The following is a 17300-nucleotide window of genomic DNA, read 5'->3' as shown; positions in this document are numbered from 1 at the left end:
GAGAATGCTTCGTCCTTTTTATGTAAGAAGGACGGAGCTTTTTTATGCTATAAAGCAAAAAGTCTTTCGGGCGAAGATGCGACTAAGAAAGGAGATTTATTATGAAAGAAAAGCTGCAAAAAATCAGAGAGGAAGCGGTGCGTCAGATAGAGGAGGCAAAGGAACTCAATGCGTTAAATGATGTCCGTGTTTCCGTTCTTGGAAAAAAAGGAGAGCTGACCGCAGTTTTAAAGGGTATGAAAGACGTAAAACCGGAGGATCGTCCGATGGTTGGTCAGTTAGTAAATGAGACACGAGAGGCAATTGAGCGTACCTTAGAAGAGACAAAGAAAAAATTAGAGAGTGCAGAGTTAGAGCACCGTTTAGAAAAAGAAGTGATCGACGTAACATTACCGGCAAAACAGAATTCTGTCGGACATCGTCATCCGAATATGATCGCATTAGAAGAAGTAGAGCGTATTTTCGTCGGCATGGGCTATGAAGTCGTAGAAGGACCGGAAGTAGAACAGGACTACTACAACTTTGAGGCGTTAAATATTCCAAAGAACCATCCGGCAAGAGACGAACAGGATACATTCTATATTAATGACAGTATCGTGCTCCGTACCCAGACTTCTCCGGTACAGGTGCGTGTCATGGAGGAAGGAAAACTTCCGATCCGTATGATCGCACCGGGAAGAGTGTTCCGTTCCGACGAAGTGGATGCGACACATTCCCCTTCTTTCCATCAGATTGAGGGAATGGTTGTAGATAAGAACATTACCTTTGCGGATTTAAAAGGTACCTTAGCAGAATTTGCAAAAGAACTGTTTGGAGAGGATACCAAAGTAAAATTCCGTCCGCATCATTTTCCGTTTACAGAACCAAGTGCGGAAATGGATGTTACCTGCTTTAAATGTGGTGGAAAAGGCTGCCGCTTCTGTAAGGGTGAAGGCTGGATCGAGATTTTAGGCTGTGGAATGGTACATCCGAAGGTTTTAAGAATGAGCGGTATTGATCCGGAAGAATATTCAGGATTTGCATTCGGAGTGGGATTAGAGCGAATTGCCCTGTTAAAATATGAGATTGATGATATGCGTCTTTTATATGAGAACGATATCCGTTTCTTAAAACAGTTTTAGATGAAAAGGTAAAGGAGAATAGCGATGAGAACATCATTAGAATGGATAAGATCAATGGTGCCGGAATTATCATGTACGGCACAGGAATATATGGATGCAATGACACTTTCCGGCTCTAAAGTAGAAGGTTATGAGGAGTTAGATGCGGATTTAGAGAAGATCGTCATTGGACAGATTGAAAAGATTGAAAAACACCCGGATGCAGACAAGCTGATCATCTGCCAGGTTAACGTTGGTACAGGAGAAAATATCCAGATCGTTACCGGAGCACCAAACGTAAAAGAAGGCGACAAAGTTCCGGTCGTATTAGACGGCGGACGTGTGGCAGGCGGTCATGATGGAAAAAAGACTCCGGGCGGAGTCAAGATCAAAAAAGGAAAACTGCGAGGCGTGGAATCTTTTGGTATGATGTGCTCAATAGAAGAGCTTGGTTCTACAAAGGACATGTATCCGGAAGCACCGGAATATGGAATCTATATCTTCCCGGAAGATGCAGTGGTTGGAGCAGATGCAGTAGAAGCACTCGGACTTCACAATTCCGTATTTGAGTATGAGATCACATCAAACCGTGTAGACTGTTTTGGAATCATCGGACTTGCCAGAGAGGCAGCAGCAACTTTCAGAAAAGAGTTCCATCCGCCGGTAGTCACCGCAACCGGAAATAATGAGGATGTCAATGACTATGTTAAAGTATCGGTAGAAGATACAAAGCTTTGCCCAAGATATACTGCGCGTGTAGTAAAAAATATTAAGATTGCACCGTCACCGGAGTGGATGCAGCGCAGACTTGCCGCACAGGGAATCCGTCCGATCAACAATATTGTAGATATTACCAACTATGTCATGGAAGAATACGGTCAGCCAATGCATGCCTATGACTTAGATACGATCGCAGGACATCAGATCGTAGTAAAAAGAGCAGAAAAAGGACAGAAATTTGTGACCTTAGACGGACAGGAACGTACGCTGAATGATTCCGTACTGATGATCTGTGATGGTGAAAAAGCAATCGGTATTGCAGGAATCATGGGTGGTGAGAACTCCATGATCACAGACGATGTAAAGACCATGCTGTTTGAGGCTGCCTGCTTTGATGGAACCAATATCCGTCTTTCCTCTAAAAAAGTAGGACTTCGTACCGATGCGTCCGGAAAATTTGAAAAAGGCTTAGATCCGAATAATGCGATCGAGGCAATGAACCGCGCCTGCCAGTTGATCGAAGAATTAGGTGCAGGAGAAGTAGTCGGTGGAGTTGTAGATGTCTATACAACCGTCAAAGAGGGAAGAAATATCCCTTTTGAACCGGAAAAATACAATAGACTGCTCGGAACAGACATTGCACCGGAAACCATGTTAGACTACTTCAAAATGTTAGACTTAGGATATGACAAAGAGAAAAACGAGATTTTAGTTCCATCCTGGAGACAGGACTTAGAGTGTGATGCAGATATTGCGGAAGAGGTTGCACGTTTTTATGGATATGATAAGATACCAACCTCCCTTCCAAGCGGAGAGGCAACTACCGGAAAATTATCCTTCAAACTGCGCGTGGAAAAATTAGCAAGAGATATCGCTGAATTCTGTGGATTTTCACAGGCAATGACGTATTCTTTTGAAAGCCCGAAAGTATTTGACAAGCTGCTGCTTCCGGCAGACAGCCCACTGCGTGAAACCGTAGTCATCACCAATCCGTTAGGCGAAGATTTCAGTATTATGCGAACCGTTTCCTTAAACGGAATGTTGGCTTCCTTAGCAACCAATTATAATAGAAGAAACCAAAATGTGCGTCTGTATGAGCTTGGAAATATTTATCTTCCAAAGCAGACTCCGGTTACGGAATTACCGGAAGAACGTATGCAGTTCACACTCGGAATGTATGGAGAAGGGGACTTCTATACGATGAAGGGAGTCGTAGAGGAGCTCTTTGACAAACTTGGAATGCATGAAAAGGCAGAATATGATCCGTCTGATAAGAAGCCATTCCTACATCCGGGCCGTCAGGCAGATATCGTATATCACGGAAATGTCATTGGTTATTTAGGAGAGATCCATCCGACCGTTGCCGCAAATTATGCGATCAAAGAACGTGTCTATGTAGCAGTTCTGGATATGCCGTATATTGTGGAGTATGCAAGTTTTGACCGTAAATACCGGGGTATTGCAAAATTCCCGGCAGTAACGAGAGACCTTTCCATGGTAGTGCCAAAAGAGGTATTAGCAGGCGACATCGAAAAAGTATTTGATGAAAAAGGCGGACAGTATTTAGAACGCTATGCACTGTTTGATATTTACGAAGGAGCACAGATCAAACGCGGTTATAAGTCCATTGCCTATACGCTGACCTTCCGTGCACAGGATAAGACCTTAGAGGATGCCGATATCCAGAACGCAATGAATAAGATCCTGAAAAAATTGGAAGAACTGGGAATTGAACTCCGTAAATAACTATGTTATAATCGTTATGTGAATTTTATCATATTTTTTCTTTAAGAAAGAGACAAAATATTTGGAGAAAGAGAAAGGAAAGAGAAGAATGAAAAAAATCATGAAAAAAAGCCTGTCACTGGTTATGGCACTTGCAGTAATGCTCACAGGCGTATTAGTAATTCCGACAGCAGGCAATAAAGCTGCCGCAGCATCACCAAGTTTTTACGGCAACCAGACAGTATACTATGAAACAGATTCACCGTATACTACATGGAAAGTCAATGTGTCGATTTTTAACTGCACCAAAGCAACACAGATCAAGAATCTGAAGAGTTCTAATACCAGCATTGCAAAGGTAAAAGCAAAACCGGGTTCTGTAGATGTGTACTATTATAAAAAACCTGGTACAGTAACAATTTCCTGTAAAGTGGGTTCTAAGAAGATCAGCACAAAGGTTACTGTTAAAAAATATTCTTCACCTGTAAAACAGATGAAGATCGGAAGTACGGATGTAACATCCAAGTTCAAAGGATGCTTTGAAGATTACTGGTATCATACCAAATCTTTCAAAAATCAGAAGATTACTTTAAAAGCAAAGAGTGGCTGGCAGATATATTCTGTATTTGTAAGCACAGATAAGAAACATTTCAGTAAATATGGAATCTATAAGAGTTCCTATACGATACCGAAAATGACTTATAATGGCAGATTTGATTGTATATGGGTTACATACCAGAAGAAATCCAATCCGTCAGAAATAGTAGAAGTCAGATTAAATATGGTAAAAGAATAATTAGCAAAGAGCAGGATTCAGCGAATTCTGCTCTTTTAAGGAATAGGTAATGAACGTAAAAGATTTTGATTTTGAACTTCCACAGGAATTAATTGCACAGGATCCGTTAGAGGATCGCTCCGGTTCTAAATTACTGATTTTAGATAAGGATACCGGAAAAACAGAACATCGGATCTTTCGGGATATTGTATCTTATCTGAATCCGGGTGACTGTCTGGTAATCAATAATACAAAAGTAATTCCGGCACGTTTGTATGGAGTGAAAGAAGGGACCGAAGCCCATATAGAGATCCTTTTGTTGAAAAGAAGAGAAAATGATATTTGGGAGACACTGGTAAAGCCGGGCAAAAAGGCAAAACCGGGTACAAAGATCATATTTGGAGACGGACTGTTAACAGGTGAAGTCATAGACGTAGTAGAAGAGGGAAACCGTCTGATACAATTTTCTTATGAGGGAATCTTCGAAGAAATTTTAGACAGACTGGGACAGATGCCGCTTCCACCGTATATTACACACCGGTTAAAGGATAAAAACCGCTATCAGACGGTATATGCAAAATATGATGGTTCTGCCGCTGCACCGACTGCGGGACTGCATTTTACACCGGAACTGTTACAGACGATCCGCGAAAAGGGTGTCCATATTGCAGAGGTCACACTCCATGTCGGATTGGGAACATTCCGGCCGGTAAAGGTAGAGAATGTCAGCGAACATCATATGCATTCGGAATTCTATATGATAGATGAAAAGGCAGCGGATACGATCAATGCCGCAAAACGTGCAGGCGGACGGATCATATGTGTAGGGACGACAAGCTGTCGGACATTGGAATCGGCTGCAAAAGAAGATGGCACGATCGAGCCGACCAGTGGCTGGACGGAGATATTTATATATCCGGGGTACCATTTTAAGATATTAGATGCATTGATCACGAATTTTCATTTGCCGGAATCCACGCTTTTGATGTTAGTGTCAGCGTTAGCAGGAAGAGAGCATGTCCTTGCGGCATATCAGGAGGCAATAGAGAATAAATACCGTTTCTTCAGTTTTGGGGATGCGATGTTTATTACTTCGGAAAACACGAAGGAAGGAGAGGATTAAGGACTATGGAAGAAAAAAGAAAACATAAACGGCTGGAGTTAGACGTGACCGTCGAATTAGAGCGTTTAGATGAGGATGGGGTTACGACACTTCGCTATTCCCATGTGGAAGTAGTGGATATTTCAAGAACCGGAATCGGGTTTAAAGCAGGACAGCGGCTTGAAGTGGGTTCTCACTATAACACAAAGATCCAAATCTGGACGAAAGAAATTATTGACGTAGTGATCGAAGTTGTCCGCTGCGAAGAATTAGAGGATGGTTATCGTTATGGGGGAATCTTTATCGGAATGTCCAATACGGATGCTTTAAAGATTGATATTTATCAGATTTTTAATGATATCTGAAATGGAGCTATGAAAGATGCAATCCATACATCGAACATAGAAGGAGGGGGTTATATATGGAACGTTTGAAAAAAACAAACCAGACCATGTTGGCCGTTGTGGGTTTTCTGACCGCCATCATTCCGGCTTTTACGTTTACGGAAAAACTATATAACGGCAACAATCTGGTCTTATATTCCACACTGGTTTCTGCACTCGCAGGAGTCATTGCATTTTTGATTTTAGGAACGAAATTTGCAGATAAGTACGCAGTTCGTTATTTTCTGATTGTCTTTTACGGACTGACGTACTCTTTCTGGATACTTTTTTCAGCGCATATTATTATCTTTGCATGCTCTTACATAGCCTGTTCCGTCGTGGTAGTATACCATGATAAAAAATTTACAACCGTGGCACTGACAGCAGTTTTTGTGGTTAATACGGTTCTGTTTTTAGCAAGACTGAAAATGGGCACATCATCACTGATGGTTGTATTAACACAGATTGTCATCAACATTTTATTTGTACTGACTTATGCTTACACAAATCGTTTACAGAGGATTTTTGCAACGGAGGATGAAAAAGAGATACAGATCGGTCAGCAGGAACAGGAACATCAGATGATGCAGTTGTTAGAGACTTCGGAAGCTGTCAAAGAGACTGTCAGCACCTCGAAAGAATCTGCAGTACGTTTAAGAAACCAGATGCAGCAATCAGCGATGTCAACACAGGAGATTGCATCCAGTACGCTGCAGACCGCAGAGAGCATTCAGGAGCAGACACAGTTGACCACGGAGATTCAGCAGTTGATCCGGGAAATCAATGTTGTTTCTGAAACTGTACAGGATTTCGTACAGGCATCTGTAACAGCTTCTAATCAGGGACAGGTCTATATGAATGAGTTACAGGAGAGTACGAATACGATCGTAAAAGAAAGCCGTGAGCTGAGTGACGAAATGCAGTATTTATCAGAAGAGATTGTCAATATGAAAGGTATTACAGAGACGATCTCAAGCATTTCTTCGAGCACAAACCTGCTTGCATTAAATGCTTCGATTGAGGCGGCAAGAGCCGGTGAAGCCGGAAAGGGATTTGCCGTAGTCGCAGATGAGATCCGCGAATTGGCAGATGAGACAAAAGAGTCTACCGAAAATATCGAACAGGTATTAGAGAACTTTATCGGAAAGATTGAGGACATGGTAAAGACCGTGACACATACGGCAGAAACCGTTCAGCAGAACAGTGAGATCATGGAAAAAGCCAATACATCCTTTGAAAATATTGCTTCTGACCTGATGAGAACCAATGAAGAAGTTCAGACACTTCACAATGACTGTGTAAACTTACAGGATAACAACGCAAAGATCGTAGACCAGATATCCAATCTGTCTGCAACCACAGAGGAAGTATCTGCGCAGGCAGAAAATTCCGAGAATCTGCAAAATATCTGCTTAGAAGAGAGCAGGAAAATTACAGAGATACTTGAACACTTAGCGGATTCTGTTTCGCAGTAGAGAAAGTGGAAACAGTAAATAACTTGCACAAAGCCGAGTCTGTTTTGTGCAAGTTGCCAGTCACTAAATTGTGGGCTGACTTCTGACACCTTGATCCTATAGGAAGTATCGTGCCAGCCAGCATCAATTTCCTACGGAAAAATACAGGAAAATACAAAAAAATAAAAAAATTTAAAAAATTAAAAAAAAGTACTTGCTTTTTTTTGTAAGACCATATATAATACCAATTGTTGACGCGGTTCAACAAAATAAATACTAAGGTTCGTTGGTCAAGCGGTTAAGACGTCGCCCTCTCACGGCGAAAACAGGGGTTCGATTCCCCTACGAACTGTTTATTCATTAATGAATAGCCCAACCCTTGAAGATGCGCAAAGCCAGAAGATAATCGGTTTTGAGCATTTTTTGTTTGGAAATACTTGCATTTCTATGTAGCAAGTGTTATCATATATACGATATGTAGAGTTAACTAGGTTGAGAGCGGACAAATGTCCGCTCTTGATTTTATGTTAGGGTCATGTCCGAAAGAACAGCCAGAATGGAAATGAAAGAAGGTGGGAATATGTCAAAAAGACAAATGTATGAGACACAGACGGAACACTGGATTACCCCGATTCTCGAAAGAAACAATTTTGAACTCGTAGACGTGGAATATGTCAAAGAGGGAAGTACATGGTATTTAAGAGCCTATATTGATAAAGAAGGCGGCATTACGGTGGATGACTGCGAAATTGTAGCAAGAGAGATGAATGAGATTTTAGACAGGGAAGATTATATTGAAGATTCCTATGTGTTTGAAGTGAGTTCACCGGGACTTGGCAGACCGCTCAAAAAGGAAAAAGATTATATTCGCAGTATGGGAAAAGAATTAGAGATCCGTACCTATCGTTCCATGAACGGCAGCAAAGAATTTTACGGAGTTTTAACCGGTTATGACGATGATACCGTAACAATTCAGACAGAAGAAGACGAAAAATTGACTTTTGCAAAAACGGATATCGCATTGATCCGTTTAGCATTTGATTTTTAGCGTACAATAACAAATTAAATGGGAGGAATATCATAATGAACAATGAATTGTTAGAAGCGTTAAATGTATTAGAAGAGGAAAAAAATATCAGTAAGGATACCTTGCTTGAGGCTATAGAGAACTCTTTAGTTACCGCTTGTAAGAATCATTTTGGAAAATCAGATAACATTAAAGTAAACATTGATCCGGAGACCTGCGAGTTTCATGTGTATCAGGAAAAAACCGTAGTCGAAGAGGTCGAAGATCCCTGTCTTGAGATCAGCCTTGCAAATGCAAAAATGATCGACTCAAGATATGATCTTGGAGATACCGTAAACATCGAAGTAAGATCCAAAGAATTCGGACGTATTGCGACACAGAATGCGAAGAACGTCATCTTACAGAAGATCCGTGAGGAAGAGAGAAAAGTGCTGTTTGACGAATATTACAGCAAAGAGCGCGATGTAGTAACCGGTGTTGTTCAGCGTTACATCGGTAAGAATGTAAGCATCAATCTTGGAAAAGTAGATGCAATCTTAACAGAGGGCGAACAGATCAAAGGGGAAGTGTTCAAACCTACCGAGCGTATCAAACTCTATATTTTAGAAGTAAAATCCACTTCAAAAGGACCAAAGATCTTAGTGTCGAGAACACATCCGGAGTTGGTAAAGCGTCTGTTTGAATCAGAGGTAACCGAAGTAAGAGATGGTATCGTTGAGATCAAGAGTATTGCAAGAGAAGCAGGAAGCAGAACAAAGATTGCCGTATATTCCAATGACCCGGATGTCGATCCGGTCGGTGCATGTGTCGGAATGAACGGTGCGCGTGTCAATGCGATCGTGAATGAGCTGCGCGGCGAGAAAATCGATATTATCAACTGGTGTGAGAATTCCGCGATCTTAATCCAGAATGCATTAAGCCCGGCAAAAGTCATCTCTGTTATTGCAGATGATGAAGAAAAGACAGCAAAGGTTGTTGTACCGGATTATCAGTTATCCTTAGCAATCGGAAAAGAAGGACAGAATGCAAGACTTGCTGCAAGACTGACCGGGTTCAAGATTGATATCAAGAGTGAGACGCAGGCAAGAGAAGCCGGTGACTTCATCGATTACGAGAATGATTATGAGGATGAATATTACGAAGATGGGGAAGAGTACTACGATGAGAATGGCGAGTACATTGAACCGGATACAGAGGAAGAGTTAGATAACTATCAGGAAACAGATGAGGATGAAGTGAACGACTATGACGAGTAAAAAAGTCCCGATGCGTCAATGTGTAGGATGCGGTGAAATGAAAAATAAGCGGGAAATGATTCGCGTCATCAAGACATCCGAGAATGAGATCATCCTAGATGCGACAGGAAAGAAGAATGGAAGAGGCGCATATCTTTGTGCAGACAGTGAATGTCTGAAAAAAGCAGAGAAGTCCAAAGGACTGGAGCGCTCATTAAAGACTGCGATTCTCAAAGAAATCTATGAACAGCTCGAAGAGGAGATGGAAGCGATTGAAAAATGATAAAGTCTTGCAGATGCTTGGGTTAGCTGCGAGAGGACGGAAGATAGAGAGTGGGGAATTTTCAACGGAAAAAGCGGTCAAGGCAGGAAAAGCCGGCTTAGTCATCGTGGCAAAGGATGCTTCCGATAATACGAAAAAATTGTTCCGCAACATGTGTGCATTTTACGAAGTGCCATATTATGAATATGCGGTAAAAGAGGATTTAGGAAGATGTATCGGAAAACAGTATCGGGCTTCCCTTGCAGTTACCGATAGCGGATTTGCAAAAGCGTTAGAGAGTAAGATACTAAGCGGTGAGAAAATTGAATAATGGAGGAAATGGAATGGCAAAAGTCAAAGTGCATGAACTTGCAAAGGAATTAAATATACAGTCTAAGGAAATATTACAGTACTTATCAGAGCAGAATATAGAGGTGAAGAGTCACATGAGTTCTATTGAGGACGATGTGATCCGGGTTGTTAAGAAAAAGTTTGCAAAGAGCGAACCGGTAAAAGAGGAAAAAGCTGCACCAAAGGCAGCAGAAAAGGAAGAAGACGCACATCAGGAACGTCCGAAGAAAAAATCCAGTATTACGGCAGTATACAATCCACAGAACAGTAAACAGCCGAATAACCGCAGAAATAACGGACAGCATAACAATCAGAACGGAAACAGAGGTGCAAGACCACAGGGTGGAGCCAGACCGGCAAGACCGCAGGGAGACCGTCCGATGCGTCCACAGGGGGAACGCCCGCAGGGAGAAAGACCGGTACGTCCACAGGGAGATCGTCCGATCCGCGCACAGCAGGCAGACAGACAGGGTGAGAGGAGACCTAGAAATGAGGAAAATAATCGCCAGAATCAGAACGGCCGTACGAATCATAAACCGAATGCCAATTATAACCAAAACAATAGAGGTAACAACAGAGTCGGTCAGAATCGCCAGAAAGAATCTCGTCCGAGATTAGATCAGGAGATCAACAAATTCAACAAGAGTGCGACACCGGTAGAAGAAAATAACGGAAAAGACCGCAGAGATACCCGTAGAAACGATAAGAAGAATAAGGGTCAGAATAAAGATAACTTCGGCAACAAGAAGCAGGAGCGTTATATTAATTTAGAGAAGAATGGCGGTAAGAAGAAAAAACAGCCACAGCAGCCACAGGAGAAAAAAGAAGAGACTATCCGTACCATCACACTGCCGGATTCACTGACAATCCGTGAATTAGCAGATAAGATGAAGGTTCAGCCGTCAGAAATTGTAAAGAAACTGTTCTTAAAAGGAACGATGGTAACCGTAAACCAGGATGTGGATTACGATACTGCAGAAGAGATCGCTTTAGAGTTCAACTGTTTAGCAGAACATGAAGTAAAAGTCGATGTGATCGAAGAACTCTTAAGAGAGGAAGAAGAAGACGAAAGCACGATGGTAAAACGTCCACCGGTAGTCTGCGTTATGGGTCATGTTGACCACGGTAAGACTTCTCTGTTGGATGCGATCCGTGATACTCATGTAACAGACCGTGAGGCTGGTGGTATTACCCAGCACATCGGTGCCTATATGGTAGAGATCAACGGAGAAAAGATCACTTTCTTAGACACACCGGGACACGAGGCATTTACGGCAATGCGTATGCGTGGAGCAAATTCCACAGATATTGCGATCTTAGTTGTAGCAGCAGACGATGGAGTCATGCCACAGACGGTAGAGGCGATCAACCATGCAAAAGCAGCAGGTATCGAGATCATTGTTGCAGTTAACAAGATTGATAAGCCGAATGCCAATATTGAAAAAGTAAAACAGGAGCTTGCAGAATATGAATTAATTCCGGAAGACTGGGGTGGAAGCACCATCTTCGTTCCGGTATCCGCACATACACGGGAAGGTATTGACCAGCTCTTAGAGATGATCCTGTTAACAGCAGAGATCTGTGAGTTAAAGGCAAATCCAAAACGTCAGGCGCGTGGTATCGTCATCGAGGCAAGACTGGATAAAGGCCGTGGTGCGGTAGCAACTGTTTTAGTACAGAAAGGAACCTTAAAAGTCGGTCAGCCGATTGCCTGCGGAAGCAGTTACGGACGTGTCCGTGCCATGATCGATGACAAGGGACGCAATGTAAAAGAGGCAGGACCATCTACACCGGTAGAGATTTTAGGATTATCCAGCGTACCGGGAGCAGGAGAAGTATTTGTATCCACGGAGACAGAAAAAGAGGCAAGAAGCTTTGCAGAAACCTTTATTTCAGAAGGCAAGAACCGCCTGATCGAAGAGACAAAATCCAAGATGTCCTTAGACGATCTGTTCTCCCAGATCCAGTCCGGAAATGTCAAAGAGTTAGATATCATCGTCAAAGCAGATGTTCAGGGTTCTGTAGAAGCAGTAAAACAGAGTCTTGTAAAACTCTCAAACGAAGAGGTTGTAGTCAAAGTCATCCATGGCGGTGTTGGTGCGATCAACGAATCCGACGTTACGTTAGCATCTGCATCCAATGCCATCATTATCGGATTTAACGTACGCCCGGATACCACTGCAAAAGCGATTGCAGACCGTGAGGGTGTAGATGTGCGTCTGTACAAGATCATCTACAATGCCATCGAGGATGTAGAAGCTGCCATGAAGGGAATGTTAGACCCGATCTTTGAAGAAAAAGTCATCGGTCATGCAGAAGTACGTCAGATCTTTAAAGCATCCGGCGTTGGAAATATTGCAGGTTCCTATGTCTTAGACGGTTATTTCCAGCGTGGCTGTATGGTACGTATTTCCAGAGAAGGAAAACAGATCTTTGAAGGAAATCTTGCATCCTTAAAACGTTTTAAAGATGATGTAAAAGAAGTAAAAGCAGGCTATGAATGTGGTCTGGTATTTGAAGACTTCAATGATATCCAGGAATTAGATCAGATTGAAGCATATATTATGGTAGAAGTGCCGAGATAGAACGAAGGGAATAGAGGCAGAATGCGAAAAAACAGTATTAAGAATACAAGGATTAATGAGGAAGTCTTAAGAGAACTTTCCAATATCATCCGTGGGGAGATCAAAGACCCGCGGATCAATCCGATGACCAGTGTGGTTGCAGTAGAAGTAGCACCGGACTTAAAGACCTGTAAAGCATATATTTCTGTTTTAGGGGATGAACAGTCCCAGAAAGATACGATCGCAGGCTTAAAGAGTGCGGAAGGCTATATCCGAAGAACGCTGGCAAAGAATATCAATTTGCGTAACACACCACAGGTACAGTTTATTTTAGACCAGTCCATTGAATATGGTGTCAATATGTCAAAACTGATAGATGATGTAACAAAGGATATACAGGAGTAGAGATACAGCGAGACCGGGGGAAAAAGCATGAAAGACTTGGATTCACAGTTACAGGGAGTACAGACAGCAGCGATCGCAGGACACGTCCGTCCGGACGGCGACTGCGTAGGCTCCTGCCTTGCAACCTATAATTATATCAAAGACAATTATCCGCAGATTCAGGTGGATTTATATTTAGAACCGATTCCGAACATTTTTAAATTCTTAAAGCGTTCCGAAGAGATCATCCATGAGTGTGCAGAGCATGAACCATATGATCTGTTCATTGCACAGGATTGCGGAGATACCGGACGATTAGGAGAGGCTGCACAGTATTTTAACGTAGCAAAAAAGACGATCTGTATAGACCATCATATCAGCAATCAGAGTTTTGCCGATGAGAATTACATCTTTCCGCATGCAAGTTCTGCTTCGGAGCTGGTGTTTGAGCTTTTAGACGAGAAAAAGATTTCAAAAGAGATTGCAGAATGTATCTATGTGGGGATCATCCATGATACCGGAGTATTCCAGTATTCATCAACTTCGGCAAAGACCATGAACATTGCCGGAAAGCTGATGGATATGGGAATCGACTTTACCGAGATCGTAGATAAGACCTTTTATACAAAGACCTATGAACAGAACCGGATCTTAGGTCAGGCGCTGGTACAGTCTAAATTAGAGCTTGGCGGTGCGGTCATTACTTCCGTAGTGACCAAAGAGCAGATGGAAGAATTTGAGGTATTGCCAAAGCATTTAGACGGGATCGTTAGTCAGCTTCGTGTGACCAAAGACGTAGAGGCGGCTGTTTTCCTGTATGAGACAGAGGACGGTTATAAAGTCAGCATGCGTTCTAACGGAGGCATGGATGTGGCGAGAGTTGCCATGGAGTATGGCGGCGGCGGTCATATCCGCGCAGCGGGAGTTTCTATGGAAGGAAATGCAGACGAGATCATAGAAAAAATCTTAGAAGAGATGAAAAAACAACTGTCTTCTGACGTTTCAGAGATATAAAGGGTGAGAAGATGCTAAACGGTATTTTAAATGTATACAAAGAAAAAGGCTATACTTCCCACGATGTAGTGGCAAAACTGCGTGGAATCGCAGGGCAGAAAAAGATCGGACATACCGGAACCTTAGACCCACAGGCAGAAGGGGTGCTGCCGGTATGTCTTGGAAAAGCCACAAAAGTCTGCGACCTTTTAACCGATAAGGACAAGGTCTATGAGGCAGTCCTGCTGCTTGGACAGACCACCGATACGCAGGACACCACAGGAACCGTGTTAGAGCAGTCGGCGGTAACCTGCAGCGAAGAAGAAGTAAAAAAAGCCATTATGGGATTTGTCGGAGCATACGAACAGATACCACCGATGTATTCTGCATTAAAGGTCAACGGAAAAAAACTGTGCGACCTTGCAAGAAATGGGATCGAGGTAGAGCGTAAACCCAGACTGGTTCAGATTTATGAGATTGAAATCGAGAACATAGAACTTCCGCGTGTGACCATGCGGGTACATTGCTCGAAAGGAACGTATATCCGTACTCTTTGCCACGATATTGGTCTGAAACTGGGCTGTGGTGGTTGTATGGAGTCGTTAAAACGGACAAGAGTGGCAGATTTTTCCATAGAACAGGCATTGACCTTAGGAGAAATTGAGAAAAAACGGGATGCAGGAGAGCTAGAACAGATCCTCTATCCGACAGACTATGTATTTCGTGCATTAGAAGCGGTAACGGTACAAAAAAAATACGGCAAAGTGCTCTATAACGGAAACCGTATTGCAAAAGCATTTTTTGTAACACCGCCGATATCGGATGAGGCAGAATCCATCCGTATTTATGATGAAGAAGGACGGTTTATCGGAATCTACCGTTATGATAAAAGACAGGAAAATTACAAGCCTGTGAAAATTTTTTTGGAACAGTAAGTGAGAGAGTAAAATGATTTATTTAAGAGGAACAACGGATTTTAATATAGAAGAATCTACGGTCATCACATTTGGGAAATTCGATGGGATCCACAGAGGACACCGGCTGCTTTTAGATACCGTATTACAGAAAAAAACAGATGATCTGAAAGCCGTGGTGTTTACCTTTGACATTCCTCCGAGAAAAAAGGTGGAAGATGACCGTGGAGACGTGCTGACAACCAACGAGGAAAAAATGCATGTCTTTGAAAATATGGGGATCGACTATGTGGTGGAATGTCCGTTTACAGAGGAAATCCGCAATATGGATGCAGTGGATTTTATCCGTATGATGGTAGAAAAACTGCATGTAAAATACATGGTGGTCGGTACAGATTTTCATTTTGGACATAACCGCATGGGAGATTATCAGCTGCTTTTAGAATATGCTGACAAATTCGGTTATGAGGTACAGGTGATCGAAAAGATCCAGAGTGACGGAAGAGATATCAGCAGCACCTATATCCGTGAGTATATTAAAGAAGGAAATATCGAAAAGGCAAATGAACTGTTAGGCTATTCCTTTTTTGTACAGGGCATCGTAGAGCATGGAAATGAGATTGGAAGGACGATCGGGTTTCCAACCGTGAATCTGGTGCCTGAGGATGACAAACTGCTGCCGCCATTTGGAGTCTATATCACAAGGATTCTGATCGGAGGAGAGGAATACTGTGGAATCACCAATGTCGGATGTAAACCGACGATCGAGGGAGATAATCCGATCGGTGTCGAGACACATGTGCTGGATTTTTCTGACGATGTTTATGATATGGCGGTAGAAGTGGAATTTTTACACCGCATCCGTGCAGAGGTAAAATTTGCATCCATAGATGAATTAAAAGCGCAGTTACAGCAGGATATTAAGATCGCAAGGATCTATTTTGATTTATAAAAATGACAAATGTTACGTAAATATTACGCAAATGTGTTGACAGTGTAAAAAAATGTTGTTATAATTTAAAAACAACGTAACAGTAGAGTATTACATATTCTACTGTTTTTCTTTTATCAGGAGGTTTTTATGAATCAGAATATAAATCGGTTCTTTGCAATCGCAATGGCAGGAACCCTTATTTTTACAGGAAGCAGTCTGACAGGCTTAACGGCACAGGCGAAGGAAAACCATAAAGTGCAGACCGTTGCAGGAGCCGGAGCATTATTTACAGAGGCAATTAAGGACAAGCCGGCAGAGCAGAAAGAAGAGGCAAGCGTATCAGAGAATGATGTAGAGGTAACAAAAGAAGCACCTGCTACGATTTACGGATATACGAATTTAGGGATCGCAAATGTGGAGGAGACATTAAATGTCAGAGAGACTCCTTCTGCAGACAGCAGCATGGTAGGTAAGATGCCAAAGAATGCCGCAGGCGAGATCTTAGAGACTTTAGATGGCTGGTATAAGATCCAGTCCGGTGATGTGACAGGTTATGTCAGTGCAGATTACCTGATCACGGGAGAAGAGGCAGCAGCCCGTGCAGAAGAAGTAAAGCAGACGATCGCAACCGTTAAGACACCAACTTTACATGTTAGGGAAGAGCCGAACACAGAGTGCAGCATTTTAGCATTGATGCCACAGGGCGAAGAACTGAATGTTTTAGAAGATTTAAGCGGCTGGGTAAAAGTTGATTTAGATAATACCAACGGATTTATCAGCAAAGACTATGTAGATATTTCCGTGCAGCTTCCAAAAGCAATGACCATGACAGAGGTTCGCTATGGCAACGGAGTATCCGATGTCAGAGTAAATCTGATTTCCTATGCAACACAGTTTGTTGGAAATCCGTATGTCTGGGGTGGTACAAGCCTGACAAACGGCGCTGACTGTTCCGGATTTACACTTTCTATTTTTGCAAAATACGGTGTATATCTGCCACATTCCTCTAAAGCACAGGCAAATTGTGGTACAAGGATCAGTGCATCAGAGGCAAAACCGGGAGATTTATTCTTCTACGGAAGCGGAAGCAGCATCAGCCATGTTGCAATTTACATTGGAAACGGACAGATCGTACATGCAAGTTCTAAGAAGACAGGAATCAAGATCTCCAATGCATTTTACCGTTCCCCAATCTGTGTAACCAGAGTATTGGGTGACTAGATTAGGAGTTTGAAATGAATTTTATAATAGTTTTTATAATTATTCATGGAAATACCATTCACAACGCGGTTGTGGATGGTCAGACTGTAGACAAAGACCTCGGCATTCCGCCGAGGATTTTTCTTTGAAAGAGGCTAAAAGTCAGTATTTTCAAGA

Annotated in this window: 16 protein-coding genes, 1 tRNA gene and 1 other annotated feature (1 of these 18 running past the window's edge); all 17 genes read left to right on the top strand. The window is 42.4% G+C overall.

The features are described 5' to 3' along the window. Window positions 1-20 (top strand) — a binding site (T-box leader) (it extends 207 nt beyond the left edge of the window). Window positions 21-101: 81 nt separating this feature from the next. The 17 genes from pheS to WMO43_RS07725 all read left to right on the top strand — a co-directional run bounded on the left by pheS (window position 102) and on the right by WMO43_RS07725 (window position 17144). Beyond that, the gene (gene pheS, locus WMO43_RS07805; RefSeq protein ID WP_177962907.1) at window positions 102-1121 is read left to right on the top strand and encodes a phenylalanine--tRNA ligase subunit alpha; all 1020 of its coding nucleotides are present in this window, start codon (window positions 102-104) and stop codon (window positions 1119-1121) included. A 24-nt stretch (window positions 1122-1145) separates the two neighbouring features. Then, window positions 1146-3566 carry a phenylalanine--tRNA ligase subunit beta gene (gene pheT, locus WMO43_RS07800; RefSeq protein ID WP_353530806.1) on the top strand — a complete coding sequence of 807 codons (2421 nt, stop codon included), beginning with the start codon at window positions 1146-1148 and terminating at the stop codon, window positions 3564-3566. Between the two features lie 88 nt (window positions 3567-3654). Next, window positions 3655-4341, top strand: a complete 687-nt coding sequence (locus WMO43_RS07795) for a hypothetical protein (protein WP_353530805.1) — start codon at window positions 3655-3657, stop codon at window positions 4339-4341. 49 nt (window positions 4342-4390) lie between these two features. After that, on the top strand, window positions 4391-5443 hold the full coding sequence (queA, locus tag WMO43_RS07790; RefSeq protein WP_353530804.1) for a tRNA preQ1(34) S-adenosylmethionine ribosyltransferase-isomerase QueA: 1053 nt from the start codon (window positions 4391-4393) through the stop codon (window positions 5441-5443). 5 nt (window positions 5444-5448) lie between these two features. Next, a complete protein-coding gene (locus WMO43_RS07785) occupies window positions 5449-5787 on the top strand; it encodes a PilZ domain-containing protein (RefSeq protein WP_353530803.1) in 339 nt (112 codons plus the stop codon). A gap of 56 nt (window positions 5788-5843) precedes the next feature. Beyond that, entirely contained in the window at window positions 5844-7280 is a 1437-nt protein-coding gene (locus tag WMO43_RS07780; RefSeq protein ID WP_353530802.1) for a methyl-accepting chemotaxis protein, read from the top strand. A gap of 259 nt (window positions 7281-7539) precedes the next feature. Then, a tRNA-Glu gene (locus WMO43_RS07775) sits at window positions 7540-7611 on the top strand. A 228-nt stretch (window positions 7612-7839) separates the two neighbouring features. Then, entirely contained in the window at window positions 7840-8307 is a 468-nt protein-coding gene (gene rimP, locus WMO43_RS07770) for a ribosome maturation factor RimP (RefSeq protein ID WP_177963391.1), read from the top strand. Between the two features lie 35 nt (window positions 8308-8342). Further along, complete coding sequence (gene nusA / locus WMO43_RS07765; RefSeq protein WP_177963390.1) at window positions 8343-9542, top strand: transcription termination factor NusA; 1200 nt, start codon at window positions 8343-8345, stop codon at window positions 9540-9542. Continuing rightward, the gene (gene rnpM, locus WMO43_RS07760) at window positions 9532-9804 is read left to right on the top strand and encodes an RNase P modulator RnpM (protein ID WP_353530801.1); all 273 of its coding nucleotides are present in this window, start codon (window positions 9532-9534) and stop codon (window positions 9802-9804) included. The genes nusA and rnpM overlap by 11 nt, the downstream gene beginning before the upstream one ends. Beyond that, window positions 9794-10114 carry a L7Ae/L30e/S12e/Gadd45 family ribosomal protein gene (locus WMO43_RS07755; RefSeq protein ID WP_177963388.1) on the top strand — a complete coding sequence of 107 codons (321 nt, stop codon included), beginning with the start codon at window positions 9794-9796 and terminating at the stop codon, window positions 10112-10114. Before rnpM ends, WMO43_RS07755 begins: the two co-directional genes overlap by 11 nt. Window positions 10115-10127: 13 nt before the next feature. Continuing rightward, window positions 10128-12719: a translation initiation factor IF-2 gene (gene infB, locus WMO43_RS07750; RefSeq protein WP_353530800.1), complete on the top strand. Its 2592-nt coding sequence runs from the start codon at window positions 10128-10130 to the stop codon at window positions 12717-12719. Window positions 12720-12740: 21 nt separating this feature from the next. Further along, complete coding sequence (gene rbfA, locus WMO43_RS07745; protein WP_353530799.1) at window positions 12741-13103, top strand: 30S ribosome-binding factor RbfA; 363 nt, start codon at window positions 12741-12743, stop codon at window positions 13101-13103. 27 nt (window positions 13104-13130) lie between these two features. Further along, window positions 13131-14096 (top strand): DHH family phosphoesterase, encoded by a 966-nt coding sequence (locus tag WMO43_RS07740; protein WP_353530798.1) that lies wholly within the window; start codon window positions 13131-13133, stop codon window positions 14094-14096. An 11-nt stretch (window positions 14097-14107) separates the two neighbouring features. Further along, on the top strand, window positions 14108-15010 hold the full coding sequence (gene truB, locus WMO43_RS07735) for a tRNA pseudouridine(55) synthase TruB (protein WP_177963384.1): 903 nt from the start codon (window positions 14108-14110) through the stop codon (window positions 15008-15010). Window positions 15011-15023: 13 nt separating this feature from the next. Continuing rightward, window positions 15024-15941, top strand: coding sequence for a bifunctional riboflavin kinase/FAD synthetase (locus WMO43_RS07730; RefSeq protein ID WP_353530797.1), 918 nt, complete (start codon window positions 15024-15026; stop codon window positions 15939-15941). A 129-nt stretch (window positions 15942-16070) separates the two neighbouring features. Next, window positions 16071-17144 (top strand): C40 family peptidase, encoded by a 1074-nt coding sequence (locus WMO43_RS07725; protein WP_353530796.1) that lies wholly within the window; start codon window positions 16071-16073, stop codon window positions 17142-17144. Window positions 17145-17300 lie beyond the last annotated feature (156 nt).

The sequence above is a fragment of the Maccoyibacter intestinihominis genome, from assembly GCF_040096355.1.
Taxonomy (GTDB): domain Bacteria; phylum Bacillota; class Clostridia; order Lachnospirales; family Lachnospiraceae; genus Maccoyibacter; species Maccoyibacter intestinihominis.
Note: the sequence above shows the minus strand (reverse complement) of the source record. Positions and strands in the feature narration are given on the sequence as shown.

What these genes read in the sequence shown, in the direction of transcription:
- pheS (WP_177962907.1), top strand. Translation starts at nt 102, where the DNA reads ATGAAAGAAAAGCTGCAAAAAATCAGAGAGGAAGCGGTGCGTCAGATA.
- WMO43_RS07725 (WP_353530796.1), top strand. Translation starts at nt 16,071, where the DNA reads ATGAATCAGAATATAAATCGGTTCTTTGCAATCGCAATGGCAGGAACC.
- nusA (WP_177963390.1), top strand. Translation starts at nt 8,343, where the DNA reads ATGAACAATGAATTGTTAGAAGCGTTAAATGTATTAGAAGAGGAAAAA.
- rnpM (WP_353530801.1), top strand. Translation starts at nt 9,532, where the DNA reads ATGACGAGTAAAAAAGTCCCGATGCGTCAATGTGTAGGATGCGGTGAA.
- queA (WP_353530804.1), top strand. Translation starts at nt 4,391, where the DNA reads ATGAACGTAAAAGATTTTGATTTTGAACTTCCACAGGAATTAATTGCA.
- WMO43_RS07785 (WP_353530803.1), top strand. Translation starts at nt 5,449, where the DNA reads ATGGAAGAAAAAAGAAAACATAAACGGCTGGAGTTAGACGTGACCGTC.
- rimP (WP_177963391.1), top strand. Translation starts at nt 7,840, where the DNA reads ATGTCAAAAAGACAAATGTATGAGACACAGACGGAACACTGGATTACC.
- pheT (WP_353530806.1), top strand. Translation starts at nt 1,146, where the DNA reads ATGAGAACATCATTAGAATGGATAAGATCAATGGTGCCGGAATTATCA.
- WMO43_RS07780 (WP_353530802.1), top strand. Translation starts at nt 5,844, where the DNA reads ATGGAACGTTTGAAAAAAACAAACCAGACCATGTTGGCCGTTGTGGGT.
- WMO43_RS07730 (WP_353530797.1), top strand. Translation starts at nt 15,024, where the DNA reads ATGATTTATTTAAGAGGAACAACGGATTTTAATATAGAAGAATCTACG.
- infB (WP_353530800.1), top strand. Translation starts at nt 10,128, where the DNA reads ATGGCAAAAGTCAAAGTGCATGAACTTGCAAAGGAATTAAATATACAG.
- WMO43_RS07740 (WP_353530798.1), top strand. Translation starts at nt 13,131, where the DNA reads ATGAAAGACTTGGATTCACAGTTACAGGGAGTACAGACAGCAGCGATC.
- truB (WP_177963384.1), top strand. Translation starts at nt 14,108, where the DNA reads ATGCTAAACGGTATTTTAAATGTATACAAAGAAAAAGGCTATACTTCC.
- rbfA (WP_353530799.1), top strand. Translation starts at nt 12,741, where the DNA reads ATGCGAAAAAACAGTATTAAGAATACAAGGATTAATGAGGAAGTCTTA.
- WMO43_RS07795 (WP_353530805.1), top strand. Translation starts at nt 3,655, where the DNA reads ATGAAAAAAATCATGAAAAAAAGCCTGTCACTGGTTATGGCACTTGCA.